The following is a 14001-nucleotide window of genomic DNA, read 5'->3' on the forward strand; positions in this document are numbered from 1 at the left end:
TGCGAAGGCGGACCTGAGCTGCCCGCAACTATCGGCGCTGGAGCCACTCCAGCATGCCACGCCCCGCCATCCGCCCACTGGCAAAACACCCCGTCAGTAAATACCCACCCGTCGGTGCCTCCCAGTCCAGCATCTCCCCGGCACAAAATACCCCCGGTAGCTGCGTGAGCATCGAGCGTTCATCCAGCGCTTCAAACGGTACGCCGCCGGCGGTACTGATGGCTTCATCCATCGGCCGGGTTTTTACCAGCGTCAGTGGCAGTGCCTTGATATCCACAGCCAACTGCGCCGGATCATTGAAGTGACCTGTGGGCGCCAACTCGCGTAACAGCGCAGCCTTTACCCCATCCAGGCCCAACTGACTGTGCAAATGCTTGCTCATCGAGCGTGAGCCACGGGGCTTGGCCAATGCGGCCTGCACCTTGTCCAGCGGCTTGCCCGGCAGCAGGTCGATGTGCACGGTGGCTGAACCGTCGCGGTGGATCGCTTCGCGAATCGGCGCCGACAGCGCGTAGATCAGACTGCCTTCGATACCGGTCGCGGTGATCACGCATTCGCCCAGGCGGGGTTTGTCATCCGCCAACCCTATGGCGACGTTTTTCAGCGGCGCGCCGGCGAACTTGCTCACCATTAATTCGCTCCAGGCTGACACCTCGAAGCCGCAGTTGCTGGGCTGCAGCGGGGTGCAGGGCACGCCTTGGTGTTCCAGCAACTTGAGCCAGGCACCGTCCGAGCCCAGGCGCGACCAACTGCCGCCACCGAGGGCCAGCAGCACGGCATCGCTGTGGACAGTCTTCTCGCCCTCCGGGCTGTGGATAATTAAGCCGCCGTCGGCATTCCAGCCCAGCCAGCGATGCCGGGTGTGGATAACTACCCCCTGGTCGCGCAGGCGCTTGAGCCAGGCGCGCAGCAGGGGGGCGGCTTTCATGTCGGTAGGAAACACACGGCCGGAGCTGCCGACAAAGGTTTCGATGCCCAGGCCATGAATCCATTCGCACAACGCCTCGGCACCAAACTGGCGCAGCAAGGGGGCAATGTCCGACGCGCGTTCGGCGTAGCGTGAAAGAAATGCCGGGTAGGCTTCGGAGTGGGTGATATTCATGCCGCCCACGCCCGCCAGCAGGAACTTGCGCCCCACCGATGGCATGCCGTCATACAGGTCCACCCGGACCCCGGCCTGGCTCAGGACTTCGGCAGCCATCAGCCCGGCGGGGCCGCCGCCGATGATCGTGACGTGAAAAGGCTGGGCTGGGATCTGAGGCATGGGGGTGACTGCGGTTCGGCGAAGTAGGGCGAGCATTCTACCCGAGGACCGCGAAACTGCCTGATCAAAAAACGTACACCTTCCTACATGCTATGTGGTGCCTGCCTTACAGGCGGTTACGCTCAAGTTATCCACAGGCCGTTCCACAGGCATTGTGGGTAACGCCCAGGTTTCAATGACAACCTGATGACGTCCACACCCGCTGCGCACTGTGGTGCAGGATGCCGTGGCGCCGGGCCAGGGCGTGGCGGTCCTTGCTGTAGCCGCCACCGATCACGCCCACCACCGGGATATCGCGGCCCAGGCAATGGCGCATCACGCTTTCGTCACGGGCGGCGACGCCTGCGTCTGTCAGCTTGAGGTAGCCGAGGGCGTCGTCCTTATGCACATCGACGCCCGCGTCATACAGCACCAGGTCGGGCTGATACAGCGGCAGCAGGTAGTTGAGGGCATCGTCCACCACCGTGAGGTAGTCGGCGTCGCCCATGCCCATGGGCAGCGGGATATCCCAGTCGCTGGCGGCCTTGCGCGCCGGGAAGTTCTTTTCGCAGTGCAGAGACACGGTAATGGCGTCCGGTGTGTCATGGAGGATACGCGCGGTGCCATCGCCTTGGTGCACGTCACAGTCGAAGATCAGCACCCGGTTGACTCGCCCACTGGCCAGTAGGAAATGGCTGATCACCGCCAGGTCATTGAAGATGCAAAAGCCCGCCGGGTAATCGTAATGGGCATGGTGGGTGCCGCCCGCCAGGTGGCAGGCCAGGCCATGTTCCAGGGCCTGCTCGGCCGCCAGCAACGAGCCACCGACCGCGCGCACGGTACGTCGGGCCAGGGCTTCGCTCCAGGGCAGGCCCAGGCGCCGCTGGTCTTCGCGGGACAACTCACCGCTCATGTAGCGTTCGATATAGCCAGGGTCATGGGCCAGGGCGAGCACTTGGGCCGGGCACAATTCGGGGCGCAGCAGTTGGCTGTCCTGGGTCAGGCCGCTGTCGACCAGGTGATCGCGCAGCAGCCGGAATTTATCCATGGGGAAGCGATGATCCGCCGGGAACTCGGGGCTGTAGTCGTCGTGGTAGATCAATGGCAAAGGCATGGCAATTTCTGACAGGAACCAACGACGGATCTTAACAGCGCTGTACACTCACGCACATGGCAAGGGAGGGGAACGATGGAGCCGATACTGCAGTTGGAAAGCGCGCGCCTGGTGTTGCGCCAATGGCGCGACAGCGATTTGCCGGAGTTTGCCCGGATGTGCGCCGACCCGCAGGTGATGCGCTATTTCCCGGCACCCCTGGACCGCCTGGAAAGCGCGGCATTGATCGGGCGAATACGTGGGCATTTTGCCGAGTATGGGTTTGGTGCGTGGGCCCTGGAGCGTAAGGACAGCGGCGAATTTATCGGCCTGACGGGGTTGATGAATGTCGGCTTTGAAGCCGACTTCACCCCGGCGGTGGAGATTGGCTGGCGCCTGGCCCGCGAGCACTGGGGCCTGGGTTTTGCCAGTGAAGCGGCCTGGACTGCATTGCGTTGTGGTTTTGACCGTTTGCAGTTGGAAGAAATAGTGGCCTTCACCACCGAGGCCAACCTGCCGTCGCAGAAAGTCATGCAGGCCATCGGTATGCATTACGATCCGGCGGCAGATTTTCAGCACCCCAGGCTCGCGGCGGACGATCCGCTGCGCCATCATGTGTTGTACCGCATCACCCGCGCCCAATGGTTGGATACGCTGCACGGATAGGCAGGCCGCCCGATGTTATTACCCGCCGCAGCCAAGACTGCGCGGTTTTGCTTTGTGTGAGGAGAGTTTGAATGAGCCAAGTGTTGGAAGATCTGGTCGACTTGCTGACCCTGGAACCGATTGAAGAAAACCTCTTCCGCGGCCGCAGCCAGGACTTGGGCTTTCGCCAACTGTTCGGCGGTCAGGTCTTGGGCCAGTCGCTGTCGGCAGCCAGCCAGACCGTCGAAGAAGCGCGGCATGTGCATTCGTTGCACGGCTATTTCCTGCGCCCAGGCGACGCTGGGCTGCCAGTGGTCTATCAAGTGGACCGGGTGCGCGATGGCGGCAGCTTCAGCACGCGCCGGGTGACGGCGATCCAGAAGGGCAACCCGATCTTCACCTGCAGCGCCTCGTTCCAGTACGACGAAGAAGGCTTCGAGCACCAGACCACCATGCCGGTGGTGGTGGGCCCGGAGAACCTGCCGTCGGAGCTGGAACTGACCCGGCAGCGTGCGCACCTGATCCCCGAGACCATGCGCGAAAAACTGCTGTGCCCCAAGCCGATTGAAGTGCGCCCGGTGACCGAAAAAGATCCGTACAACCCGCAGCCGTCCGACCCGGTCAAGTATGTGTGGTTTCGCGCCGATGGCGCCCTGGCCGATTTGCCGGCGCTGCATAAATATCTGCTGGCCTACGCCTCGGACTTCGGCCTGCTGACCACCTCGTTGCTGCCCCATGGCAAGACCGTGTGGCAGAAGGACATGCAAGTGGCCAGTCTTGACCATGCGCTGTGGTTCCACGCCGACCTGCGGGCCGATGACTGGTTGCTGTACGCCATGGACAGCCCATGGGCCGGCAATTCCCGCGGGTTCTCCCGTGGCAGCGTGTACAACCGCGCGGGCCAACTGGTGGCCTCGGTGACCCAGGAAGGCCTGATTCGCCATCGCAAGGATTGGGCATGAGCCTCACGGACGTAAAACACTGGGTGTTCGACATGGACGGCACCCTCACGGTGGCCGTGCATGATTTTGCGGCGATCCGCGTGGCCCTGAATATTCCACCTGCCGATGACATCCTCACCCACCTGGCTGCGTTGCCAGCAGCGGAGGCGGCGGCCAAGCATGCCTGGTTGCTGGAGCATGAGCGCGAACTGGCGCTGGGCTCGGTAGCAGCCACGGGCGCGGTGGAGTTGGTGCGCGACCTGGCAGCACGGGGCTGTCGCCTGGGGATCCTGACGCGCAACGCCCAGGAGCTGGCGCACATCACCTTGAAAGCCATCGGCCTGGCGGACTGTTTTGCCGTGGAAGATGTGCTGGGCCGCGACGACGCCCCGCCCAAGCCTGATCCCGGTGGCCTGTTGAAACTGGCCCAGGCCTGGGATGTGGCGCCGGCCGAGATGGTCATGGTGGGCGACTATCGCTTCGACCTGGATTGCGGCCGGGCGGCGGGGACGCGGACGGTGCTGGTCAACCTGCCCGAAAACCCATGGCCGGAACTGGCAGATTGGCATGCGCAAGACTGCGCAGCACTGCGCCAGATGATCTAGCCCAGGCACCACGCATCACCGGTAGGAGCTGGCTTGGGTTTTCCCTGGGGGATTAGTGGAACAAGGCCTTCTGCCCCAGCGGCGAGGTAAACATCTTGTCGCCGTCATGCCCAATCCCAGGCACTTCAATCAACCTCTGGCTCAACTGCGGATGCCGCTGCTTGAGGTAGTCAAAGTAGTTGTGCCCGCGAATCAGCCGATACGCGCCTTGGGTCTCGGCCGCGCAGCTCTTGTCCAGGGCCGGGTGGTTGGGGTCGGTGTCCTGCTGGCCCAGCAGGTAGGTGATATCCCGCGCGGCGTAGGCTTTTTCCAGTTGCTGGGGGCTTTGGCCGTTTGCGTAGGCCGGCAGTTTTTGCATGCCGTACTTCCAGTCATTGAACTGCGGGCAACTGCCCGGCGCTAACTGCACCGGGCGCTGCGGGCTGAAGTAGGCGTAGGACGATGGGTTGGCGATCACATAGCGCAGGCTGATGCCGGCGGCTTGCAGGGCCGGGTGATCATGGCCGGTCAGGGCAAAGCGCTGTACCACCTGGCCGCCACCGGAATGCCCGGCGACCACTATTTCCTTGAGGGCCGGGAACAGTTGGCGGTTGCCCAGGTGCTTGATGATCTGGTCCAGGGCGCCGTAGGAACTGATCTGGCCATGACCGATTGACGAATCGCCCGCCATCCATCCATTGCCGTGCCAGCGCAGTACGCTGTCGCCCAGGTGATGGCGCAGGATATCGGCATCGTTGAGAAACTGCGGTGCGATCACCAGGGTGTTGGCGCCTTGCCCTGCGTGGGCGGCGGCATCTTCGGCGCTTTTGAGGTAGGTCTGGGCGTTGCGCAGGCGCCCATGCACGATGATCAGCGCCCGAGTGATCTGCGGTAGTGGCTGGCGCCAGTCCTGGCTAAGGCCCAGGCTCAGGTCGCCGGCTTGCAGGGAGAAACGCTCGGGGCTGACAACCTTGACCGCCTGCCCGGCGGCGAAGGGGGTGGTGGCGCAACCGATCATCAACCCCAGCAGCCATCCGGCTCGTTTACTCATTTACAGACTCTTGGCCGAAAAGGTGTCGCATTGGCTGATCTGGCCCTGGGCAAACCCGGTCTTGAACCAGCGAACCCGCTGTTGCGACGTGCCGTGGGTGAACGAGTCGGGAACCACACGGCCCTGGCCCTGTTGCTGCAATCGGTCGTCGCCGATGGCGTTGGCGGCGTTCAGCGCTTCTTCGATATCGCCCGGTTCCAGCCAGTTCAGGCGCTTTTGCGCGCGGTTGGCCCAGACCCCGGCGAAACAGTCGGCTTGCAGTTCCTGGCGGACCAGCAGGCCACCATCGCCCTGCATCTGCCGGCCTTGCTGGCGCGCGACCTGGATTTTCGAGGAAATGCCTAGCAGGGTTTGCACGTGGTGGCCGACTTCGTGGGCGATCACATAGGCCAGGGCAAAGTCGCCGGCCGCCTGGAAGCGCTGGGACATTTCGCGGAAGAAATCCAGGTCCAGGTAGACCTGCTGGTCGGCCGGGCAATAGAACGGGCCGCTGGCGGAGGTCGCGCCACCGCAGGCGGAATTCACCCGGCCACGGAACAGGATCAGCTTGGGGTTCTTGTAAGTCAGGCCGTTTTCCTGGAACACCTGGCCAAAGGTGTCTTCGGTGTCGCCCAGCACGGCGCGCACGAAATCCGCCTGCTCATCATTGGCGGGCGGCGCCTGGCGCGTTTGCGGGCTGACCGAAGGGGCCTGTTCAGTCATCTGGCCGCTCAGTTGCCCGAGGATCTGCATCGGGTCCTGGCCGGTGAGCAGGCCGATGCCGACGATCAGCACAATGGCGGTCAGGCTCAGGCCCTTGCCACCCCCAAAACGCATGCCGCCGCCACCGCCGCCGCCGTCATTGCGCGCGTCGACCACGTTGTCGCTGCGTCGACCCTTTTTCCATAGCATGGGGCAATCCTCTTGATGATCGTGTTGTTAGCGCCGTGATTGAGTATGGCCGTTATTCGCGGCAATACCCTTCGCCCGTATTGACCACCAGGCAATCTTTTTTATCAGCCAGCCATTTCAAACCGGTGGCGGCGCCGTCGCCGGCACGCAGCATTTGCGGGCCGTCCGGGCGGTTGAAGGTGATGCCGTCTTCGCTGGCCTGGCCCTTGAAGGTGCCGGAGGCGTCGGCATCGAGGCCGTACTGCATGCTCAGCAGGTAATGCCCGCGGCCGATGCTGTCGTCCTTGCTGACGGTCAGGTGCAGGCCTTCGACGCCGATCCACTTGCCGACCCATTTGTCGGTGGGCAGGGTCTCCGGGACCAGGGTCGCTTGTACGGAAGGCGGCGCCGGCTTGGGCGGCTCGGGCGTTTTATCGCAGGCACTGAGCAGGGCAAGGGTCGAGAGAATAAACAGTGTTTTTTTCATAATGGATTGGCCTTGATTAAAAAAAGCGCAATGGCTGGCTGGCGTGCAGCGTTGGACTGGGTTTAGGCGATTTAGTGCGCTGATCGCCCGCTGTTTGGTTATGCTCTTGAGACCGATGCACCACCCGCTCTAGATTAGCGCGTTGAGTGCCACTGCTTGCGGCGGTCATTTCAGCCTGTCACGCACGAGAATTCAATGACCCTCAGCACTCCTCTTTCCGGCGTCAACCATCCCTTCAAGGGCATCGTGCTGATTGTGCTGGCGACGTTTCTGTTTTCCAGCCATGACGCGTTGTCCAAATACCTCGCCGGCTTTTACCCCATCGTGATGGTGGTGTGGGCCCGGTACATGGTGCATACGCTGCTGATGGCGGGGATTTTCCTGCCGCAATCGGGCTTGCGTGTACTGCGCAGCAAGCGCCCGTTGTTGCAGGTGGCCAGGGCGTTGTGCCTGCTGGGCACCAGCCTGTTCTTTACCGCTGCCCTGCATTACATCCCGCTGGCCGAAGCCACCGCAGTGAACTTCCTCGCGCCGATTCTGGTGACGGCCCTGTCGGTGCCGCTGCTGGGCGAGCATGTGACGCGGGGCCAGTGGCTGGCGGTGATCTGCGGGTTTGTCGGGGTGATCATCATTGTGCATCCGGGCGGTGAGCTGTTCACCCCGGCGGTGTTGTTGCCATTGGTCTCGGCGTTGTTCTTCTGTTTCTACCAACTGCTGACCCGCATCCTCAGCCAGTACGACAGCCCGACCACCAGCAACTTCTTCGCCGGCCTGTGCAACACCCTGGTGATGAGCGCGCTGGTGCCGTTCTTCTGGCAGGTACCGACCCTGGGCCATGGCCTGTTGATGCTGGCACTGGGCACCTGTGGGATGACCGCGCACTTGATGCTGACCCAGGCCTTCCGCTTCGCCGCGCCGGCGTTACTCGCACCGTTCGGCTATTGCCAGATCGTGTTTGCGGGGCTGTTGGGCTGGCTGGTGTTCAATCACACCCCGGACCTGACCACGGTGGTCGGGATCGGGGTGATCTGCCTGAGTGGCTTGGCCGCTGCCTGGCAGCAGCGGCGGCGTTGAGTCACACCGCGACGGTGGGGATCTTGCGCGGCGCCATGAAGTACATCCAGGTCAGGGCGATGAAGTACATCGCCGGGATCAGGGTGAACAGCACGGTGTAGTTGTTATTGGTCACGGTCAGGATATGGCCGACGATCTGCGTCATAAACATCCCGCCGATCGCCGCGCACATCCCGCCAAAGCCAAATACCGTGCTCATCATGTGCTTGGGGGTGTAGTCCATCACCAGGCTCCAGATATTGGCGGTCCAGGCCTGGTGCGCGCCGATGGCCAGGGAGATGGCAAACACTGCGACCCACAGCTGGCTGGAGCCGGCGGCCATGATCACGCCGACGATGCAGCAGGCAAACAGCAGCATCGACAGCAGGCGCGCCTTGATCGGCTGCATGCCGCGTCCGATCAGGAACGAGGACAGAATCCCGCCGCCCACACTGCCGAAGTCTGCCGTCAGGTAAATGATGATCAGCGGGATGCCCATCTGGGTCACGTTGATCCCCAGGCTGTATTGCTGGTTGAGAAACGGCGGCAGCCAGTAGAGGTAGAACCAGAACACCGGGGCGGTCAGGGCGTAGGCAATGGCGAAGGCCCAGGTGCCACGCATGCGCAGGATACGGCTGAAGGGCACGCGGGGCTGTTCGGGCTCGACTTCCTGTTGCACGTAGTCCAGTTCCGACTGTTTTACGCTCGGATGGTCTTCGGGGTTGTAGTACTTCAGGCCCCAGAACACCAGCCAGATCCCACCCAGGGCGGCCATGCATAAAAATGCAGCCTGCCAGCCCCACACATGCAGCACCAGTGGCAACAGCATTGGCGTGAGCATGGCGCCGACGTTGGTGCCGGCGTTGAAGATCCCGGTAGCTACGGCGCGCTCGCCGGCGGGGAACCACAGGCGGGTGGTCTTGACGCAGGCGGGGTAGTTGGCCGCTTCGGTCAGGCCAAGGATAAAGCGGCAGACCATAAAGCCCACCGCCGAAGTCGCCAGGCCGTGGGCGCCGGTGGCGATGCTCCACAGCAGCACCGCGCAGAAGAACACACGCTTGACGCCGACGCGGTCGATCAGCCGGCCTTGCAGCACAAAACCAATGGCATAACCGACCTGGAACCAGAAGTTGATGTTGGCGTAGTCCATCGCCGTCCAGCTCATCTCTTTGGCCAGGATCGGTTGCATCACGCCCAGAGCGGCGCGGTCGATGTAGTTCAAGGTGGTGGCGAAAAACACCAGGGCCAACATGCCCCAGCGGGTTTTGCCGACGGCGAGGGCGCCGCGAATCTTGTCGCCAATGGCCGCTTGCGGGTTGCCGGGGCGCGGGGCCACGGCGGAATTTTGCGAAGGCATGAGAGGTACCCGTTTTTTGAAATTTTTATGGTGTGTTCTGGGTCTTGATCACAGGTTTGCGCCTTAAAAAAAGCGGCCCTGGATGCGCATTCGATGGTGCGCAGTGGCTAAAAAATCGTCAATTCGCCAATCGCCATTGTGTTCGATAATCGCCCGAAAAACTAACTGATTGGTACATTTTGAATTGCTGCTTTATCGCGCGCGGCCAATAATTTGCCGCAAACAAGACCACCCTTCATTGCCGGGAGTCACCCCATGCAACGTTCCATCGCCACTGTTTCCCTGAGCGGCACCCTGCCGGAAAAGCTCGAAGCCATTGCTGCGGCCGGGTTCGATGGGGTGGAAATCTTCGAGAACGACTTGCTGTATTACGACGGCAGCCCGCGTGAAGTGCGGCAGATGTGTGCCGATCTGGGCATTGCCATCACGTTGTTCCAGCCGTTTCGTGATTTTGAAGGATGTCGCCGCGACCGCCTGGCGCGCAACCTGGAACGGGCCGAACGCAAATTCGACCTGATGCAGGAACTGGGCACCGACCTGGTGCTGGTGTGCAGCAATGCTTCTGCCGACTCCACGGGTGAACATTCGATCCTGCGCGATGACCTCAGCCTGTTGGCCGAACACGCCGGGCGCCGTGGCTTGCGCGTTGGCTATGAAGCCCTGGCCTGGGGCCGGCACGTCAACACCTGGCAACAGGTCTGGCAACTGGTGCGCGAGATTGACCACCCCAGCCTCGGGGTGTTACTGGACAGTTTTCATACCTTGTCGCTCAAGGGCGATCCGACGGCTATCGCCCAGATCCCTGGCGACAAGATCTTCTTTGTGCAAATGGCCGACGCGCCGCTGCTGGCCATGGACGTGCTGGAGTGGAGCCGGCACTTTCGCTGCTTCCCCGGCCAGGGCGAGTTCGACCTGCCGGGTTTTCTCGCGCCGATCATCCAGAGTGGCTACACCGGGCCGCTGTCCCTGGAGATTTTCAACGATGGCTTTCGCGCCGCGCCCACCCGGGCCAACGCGGCGGATGGTTTGCGCTCGTTGCTGTACCTGGAAGAGAAGACCCGCCAACGCCTGCAGCAACAGGCCACGCCGCTGGATATCCTGTTTGAGACCCCGGCTGCCAGCGAGTACGACGGCATCGAATTCCTCGAGTTTGCGGTGGATGAAAACCTCGGCGCCCGCCTGACCCAATGGCTGCAACGCCTGGGCTTCGTCAAGGCCGGGCAGCACCGTTCCAAGAGCGTGAGCCTGCTGCGCCAGGGCGATATCAACCTGATCCTCAACTGCGAGCCGTACTCCTTTGCCCACAACTTTTTCGAGGCCCATGGCCCGTCGTTGTGCGCCACGGCGATTCGCGTCAAGGACAGCGCCAAGGCCCTGGAACGGGCGGTGGCCTACAAGGGCCAACCCTATCGCGGGCTGGTCGGGCCCAATGAGCTGGAGCTGGCGGCGGTACGCGCGCCGGATGGCAGCCTGATCTACCTGGTGGACCAGCACGCCGGCGGGATCTACCACACTGATTTCAACCTGCAGGCCGCCAGCACCGGCGGCGGCGGGCTGCTGCGCATCGACCATATGGCCATGGCCCTGCCGGCCGACAGCCTCGACAGTTGGGTGCTGTTCTACAAGAGCCTGCTGGATTTCGAGGCCGACGATGAGGTGGTGTTGCCGGACCCCTACGGCCTGGTCAAGAGCCGGGCGCTGCGCAGCCGTTGCAGTTCGATCCGCTTGCCGCTGAATATTTCCGAGAACCGCAACACGGCGATTTCCCACGCGTTATCCAGCTACCGTGGCTCCGGCGTGCATCACATTGCTTTTGATTGCGCGGATATTTTCGCCGAGGTCAGCCGGGCCAAGGAGGCGGGCGTGCCGCTGCTGGATATCCCACTCAATTACTACGATGACCTGGCGGCGCGTTTTGATTTCGACGATCAGTTCCTCAGCGAGCTGGCGTACTACAACGTGTTGTACGACCGTGATGCCCAGGGCGGTGAGCTGTTTCACGTGTACACCGAACCCTTTGAAGGGCGGTTTTTCTTCGAGATTATCCAGCGCAAGAACGGTTACGCCGGCTATGGCGCCGCGAATGTGGCGGTACGCCTGGCGGCGATGGCCAAGTCGCGCAGTGGGGCAGTGCGCCAGGCCAGGCTGTAGGGCGTTGACGCTTCCTTCGTACGGCGTGGCAGCCCATAATCACGGCCTGCATAAATGGCCGTGAGCGCACCATGACCCCGACCTCCGAACTGCCCGACGTCTCCCTGGCGCCGCGCAAGAGCCGCAAGAACAACCCGGAAAAGACCCGCGAGAACATTCTGCAAGAAGCCATTGTCGAGTTCGTGCAGCAGGGGCTTTCGGGGGCGCGGGTGGACGCCATCGCTGAGCGCATCCACACCTCCAAGCGCATGATCTATTACTACTTCGGCAGTAAGGAACAGCTGTACGTCGAGGTCCTGGAAAAGCTCTACGGGGATATCCGCAACACCGAAACCCGGATGAACCTCACTGAACTGGAACCCCGTGAAGCAATCCGGCGCCTGGTGGAATTTACCTTCGACCACCACGACCAGAATGTGGATTTTGTGCGGATTGTCAGCATCGAGAACATTCACAACGCCGAGTATGTGAAACAGTCGGACGCGATCAAGGCGATGAACAGCAATATCCTTGAAGCACTGGGCGCGACCTTGCGCCGGGGCGCGGAGCTGGGGGTGTTCCGCGCTGGGCTGGAGCCGCTGGATGTGCATTTGCTGATCAACTCGTTCAGCTTTTACCGGGTATCCAACCGGCATACCTTCAGTGAGATTTTTCAGATCGAATTGTCGGATGAAGCAATCAAGCAGCGGCATCGGGCGATGATCTGCGAGTCGGTGCTGCGTTACCTGCAAGCCTGATTTCCCCACCGAACTCAATGTGGGGCGAGTCAGCTCCCACATTAGGATCCGGTTTCTACAGTGAAGTATTCATGCTCTGGAAATGAGCGAGCATCCTTTGTGCATCTGCTTTCTCACCACTGAACAACTCGAACGCCTTCACCGCCTGGAACACCGCCATATTCCCCCCATCCAGGGTGCGGCAACCCAGCGCCCGGGCGTTGCGTAGCAGCTCGGTTTCCAGCGGGAAATAGACGATTTCCGCGACCCACAAATCCGCGCGCAACAATGCTGCTGGCACGGGCATGCCCGGTAGCTTGGCCATGCCCATAGGCGTGGTGTTGACCAGGCCATCAGCCGCCGCCATCGCGTGACCCAGGTCGCTGCCGGCACACGCTCGGTCAGGGCCAAAGTGTTGGTTGAGGTTGGCGGCCAGACTTTGGGCGCGGTCGTGATCCACATCGAAAATACTCAACTGGCCGACACCTTCGGCCAACAGCGCGTGGGCCACCGCCGCGCCTGCGCCACCGGCGCCCATCTGCACCACGCGCTGGCGCGCAGCGTCATGCAGGCCACGGCGAAACCCTTCGGCAAAACCCAGGCAGTCGGTGTTGTGACCGATGCGCTTGCCATCGCGCCAGACCACGGTGTTGACCGCGCCGATGCCCCGGGCTTCGGGCGACAGCTCATCGAGCAACGGCAGGATCGCTTGCTTGCATGGGTAGGTGATGTTCAATCCGGTGAAGTTCATCTGTTCGGCGGCCTTGAGCAGATCGGGCAGGGCGCTGCTGTCCAGTTGCAGCGGGTCCAGGTCGATCAGGCGATACAAGTAGAGCAGACCCTGGGCATCGCCTTCCTGCTCATGCAGGGCCGGCGTGCGGGACGCCTGGATGCCGGCGCCGATCAGCCCGGCAAGAATGCGCGGCTTCATTTGAGCTCCCGGCTGAAATGCTCGAGGGCCAAGTGATAACCGTGGCTGCCAAACCCGGCGAGCACGGCCTTGGCAATGGGCGAGACGAAAGAGTGATGACGGAACGGTTCGCGGGCATGCACGTTGGACAAATGCACTTCGATCACCGGCAGTTCACTGGCCACCAGGGCGTCGCGAATGGCCACCGAGGTATGGGTCCAGGCCGCCGGGTTGATCACAATGCCCGCACAACGAGCGCGGGCGCCATGGATCCAGTCCAGCAACTCGCCTTCGTGGTTGGTCTGGCGAAACTCCAGTTTCAGCCCGAACTGTTCGGCGCTACGCCCGCATAGGGCGGCGACGTCAGCCAGGGTCTCGTGGCCATAGGTGGCCGGTTCGCGGTTGCCGAGCAGGTTCAGGTTGGGGCCGTTGAGGACCAGCACAATAGGCGGCATGGGGGTGTCTCCACTGTTGTTTTTATGGATGGAGACAAAATGTACTGAATGGTTAATTTGGTCAATTGGCCAAGCGCTGTGCTGCAGATAACCGTTCGATTATCGAACGGTGAATGCAGTCTGTCGGGACTGTCCAAGAGTTGATGATCAATTGAAGATCATTCTCGACAAAATTTAAGCTGCCCGCCTGTTTCCTTTACATCCCCCGGGATCCGCAGCACCGCGCTCAAGGGCCAGGTCACTGACCGGTCGCCCCCATGGCGGCAACTCGACAGAGCGGGTGTTTCCCAGCCCGTATCCCAAGGCTGAAGAGTCGCGGGATTGGGAGATGGGCGTCAATGTGTTCAAGGAGGGGCTGTTTTTCAACGACGACCGCCTGGGCATCTGCGGTTACAACCCGGCATTTGAAGCGGTGCCAATCGTTACTAGCCTGTGAGGCAGCTCT

At 62.1% G+C, this 14001-nt stretch carries 15 protein-coding genes; 7 read left to right on the forward strand and 8 right to left on the reverse strand.

Annotated elements, in window-relative coordinates:
* Positions 1-28: 28 nt before the first annotated feature.
* Together PSFL_RS00930 and PSFL_RS00935 are read right to left on the reverse strand one after the other, a co-directional pair.
* The gene (locus PSFL_RS00930; RefSeq protein WP_397469556.1) at positions 29-1264 is read right to left on the reverse strand and encodes a TIGR03862 family flavoprotein; all 1236 of its coding nucleotides are present in this window, start codon (positions 1262-1264) and stop codon (positions 29-31) included.
* Positions 1265-1436: 172 nt separating this feature from the next.
* Positions 1437-2357 (reverse strand): histone deacetylase, encoded by a 921-nt coding sequence (locus PSFL_RS00935; protein WP_057444410.1) that lies wholly within the window; start codon positions 2355-2357, stop codon positions 1437-1439.
* 75 nt (positions 2358-2432) lie between these two features.
* Between PSFL_RS00935 and PSFL_RS00940 the strand changes: the two genes are divergently transcribed.
* The 3 genes from PSFL_RS00940 (at position 2433) to PSFL_RS00950 (ending at position 4527) form a co-directional block, all read left to right on the forward strand.
* A complete protein-coding gene (locus PSFL_RS00940; RefSeq protein ID WP_169959803.1) occupies positions 2433-3002 on the forward strand; it encodes a GNAT family N-acetyltransferase in 570 nt (189 codons plus the stop codon).
* Positions 3003-3073: 71 nt separating this feature from the next.
* The gene (gene tesB / locus PSFL_RS00945) at positions 3074-3943 is read left to right on the forward strand and encodes an acyl-CoA thioesterase II (protein WP_057441166.1); all 870 of its coding nucleotides are present in this window, start codon (positions 3074-3076) and stop codon (positions 3941-3943) included.
* Complete coding sequence (locus PSFL_RS00950) at positions 3940-4527, forward strand: HAD family hydrolase (RefSeq protein WP_057441164.1); 588 nt, start codon at positions 3940-3942, stop codon at positions 4525-4527. Before tesB ends, PSFL_RS00950 begins: the two co-directional genes overlap by 4 nt.
* 52 nt (positions 4528-4579) lie before the next feature.
* Here PSFL_RS00950 and PSFL_RS00955 read toward each other — a convergent pair whose 3' ends face one another.
* From PSFL_RS00955 to PSFL_RS00965, 3 genes are read right to left on the reverse strand one after another with little or no spacing between them, the layout of a single operon-like run.
* Positions 4580-5557 carry an alpha/beta hydrolase gene (locus PSFL_RS00955; RefSeq protein ID WP_397469557.1) on the reverse strand — a complete coding sequence of 326 codons (978 nt, stop codon included), beginning with the start codon at positions 5555-5557 and terminating at the stop codon, positions 4580-4582.
* Entirely contained in the window at positions 5558-6448 is an 891-nt protein-coding gene (locus PSFL_RS00960; RefSeq protein ID WP_397469558.1) for a neutral zinc metallopeptidase, read from the reverse strand.
* A gap of 52 nt (positions 6449-6500) precedes the next feature.
* Positions 6501-6914 carry a hypothetical protein gene (locus PSFL_RS00965; RefSeq protein ID WP_057441161.1) on the reverse strand — a complete coding sequence of 138 codons (414 nt, stop codon included), beginning with the start codon at positions 6912-6914 and terminating at the stop codon, positions 6501-6503.
* A gap of 195 nt (positions 6915-7109) precedes the next feature.
* Between PSFL_RS00965 and PSFL_RS00970 the strand changes: the two genes are divergently transcribed.
* Entirely contained in the window at positions 7110-7988 is an 879-nt protein-coding gene (locus tag PSFL_RS00970) for a DMT family transporter (protein WP_057441158.1), read from the forward strand.
* Between the two features lies 1 nt (position 7989).
* On the opposite strand, the gene PSFL_RS00975 is transcribed toward PSFL_RS00970, so the two are convergent.
* Entirely contained in the window at positions 7990-9324 is a 1335-nt protein-coding gene (locus tag PSFL_RS00975; RefSeq protein WP_057441156.1) for an MFS transporter, read from the reverse strand.
* A gap of 255 nt (positions 9325-9579) precedes the next feature.
* On the opposite strand from PSFL_RS00975, the gene quiC reads away from it, so the two are divergent.
* Both quiC and PSFL_RS00985 read left to right on the forward strand, forming a co-directional pair.
* The gene (gene quiC, locus PSFL_RS00980) at positions 9580-11475 is read left to right on the forward strand and encodes a 3-dehydroshikimate dehydratase QuiC (RefSeq protein WP_397469559.1); all 1896 of its coding nucleotides are present in this window, start codon (positions 9580-9582) and stop codon (positions 11473-11475) included.
* 71 nt (positions 11476-11546) lie between these two features.
* Positions 11547-12212 (forward strand): TetR/AcrR family transcriptional regulator, encoded by a 666-nt coding sequence (locus PSFL_RS00985; protein WP_057444392.1) that lies wholly within the window; start codon positions 11547-11549, stop codon positions 12210-12212.
* Positions 12213-12267: 55 nt separating this feature from the next.
* On the opposite strand, the gene PSFL_RS00990 is transcribed toward PSFL_RS00985, so the two are convergent.
* Positions 12268-13122, reverse strand: a complete 855-nt coding sequence (locus PSFL_RS00990) for a shikimate dehydrogenase (RefSeq protein ID WP_397469560.1) — start codon at positions 13120-13122, stop codon at positions 12268-12270.
* Positions 13119-13556 (reverse strand): type II 3-dehydroquinate dehydratase, encoded by a 438-nt coding sequence (gene aroQ, locus PSFL_RS00995; protein WP_397469561.1) that lies wholly within the window; start codon positions 13554-13556, stop codon positions 13119-13121. Before aroQ ends, PSFL_RS00990 begins: the two co-directional genes overlap by 4 nt.
* A 280-nt stretch (positions 13557-13836) precedes the next feature.
* Between aroQ and PSFL_RS01000 the strand changes: the two genes are divergently transcribed.
* Positions 13837-13992 (forward strand): hypothetical protein, encoded by a 156-nt coding sequence (locus PSFL_RS01000; protein WP_162947772.1) that lies wholly within the window; start codon positions 13837-13839, stop codon positions 13990-13992.
* The last annotated feature ends 9 nt before the right edge of the window (positions 13993-14001 follow it).

The organism is Pseudomonas sp. DD1 (genome assembly GCF_044510355.1).
In the GTDB taxonomy this organism is placed as follows: Bacteria; Pseudomonadota; Gammaproteobacteria; order Pseudomonadales; family Pseudomonadaceae; genus Aquipseudomonas; species Aquipseudomonas shahriarae.

What these genes read in the sequence shown, in the direction of transcription:
- PSFL_RS00930 (WP_397469556.1), bottom strand. Translation starts at nt 1,264, where the DNA reads ATGCCTCAGATCCCAGCCCAGCCTTTTCACGTCACGATCATCGGCGGC.
- PSFL_RS00935 (WP_057444410.1), bottom strand. Translation starts at nt 2,357, where the DNA reads ATGCCTTTGCCATTGATCTACCACGACGACTACAGCCCCGAGTTCCCG.
- PSFL_RS00940 (WP_169959803.1), top strand. Translation starts at nt 2,433, where the DNA reads ATGGAGCCGATACTGCAGTTGGAAAGCGCGCGCCTGGTGTTGCGCCAA.
- tesB (WP_057441166.1), top strand. Translation starts at nt 3,074, where the DNA reads ATGAGCCAAGTGTTGGAAGATCTGGTCGACTTGCTGACCCTGGAACCG.
- PSFL_RS00950 (WP_057441164.1), top strand. Translation starts at nt 3,940, where the DNA reads ATGAGCCTCACGGACGTAAAACACTGGGTGTTCGACATGGACGGCACC.
- PSFL_RS00955 (WP_397469557.1), bottom strand. Translation starts at nt 5,557, where the DNA reads ATGAGTAAACGAGCCGGATGGCTGCTGGGGTTGATGATCGGTTGCGCC.
- PSFL_RS00960 (WP_397469558.1), bottom strand. Translation starts at nt 6,448, where the DNA reads ATGCTATGGAAAAAGGGTCGACGCAGCGACAACGTGGTCGACGCGCGC.
- PSFL_RS00965 (WP_057441161.1), bottom strand. Translation starts at nt 6,914, where the DNA reads ATGAAAAAAACACTGTTTATTCTCTCGACCCTTGCCCTGCTCAGTGCC.
- PSFL_RS00970 (WP_057441158.1), top strand. Translation starts at nt 7,110, where the DNA reads ATGACCCTCAGCACTCCTCTTTCCGGCGTCAACCATCCCTTCAAGGGC.
- PSFL_RS00975 (WP_057441156.1), bottom strand. Translation starts at nt 9,324, where the DNA reads ATGCCTTCGCAAAATTCCGCCGTGGCCCCGCGCCCCGGCAACCCGCAA.
- quiC (WP_397469559.1), top strand. Translation starts at nt 9,580, where the DNA reads ATGCAACGTTCCATCGCCACTGTTTCCCTGAGCGGCACCCTGCCGGAA.
- PSFL_RS00985 (WP_057444392.1), top strand. Translation starts at nt 11,547, where the DNA reads ATGACCCCGACCTCCGAACTGCCCGACGTCTCCCTGGCGCCGCGCAAG.
- PSFL_RS00990 (WP_397469560.1), bottom strand. Translation starts at nt 13,122, where the DNA reads ATGAAGCCGCGCATTCTTGCCGGGCTGATCGGCGCCGGCATCCAGGCG.
- aroQ (WP_397469561.1), bottom strand. Translation starts at nt 13,556, where the DNA reads ATGCCGCCTATTGTGCTGGTCCTCAACGGCCCCAACCTGAACCTGCTC.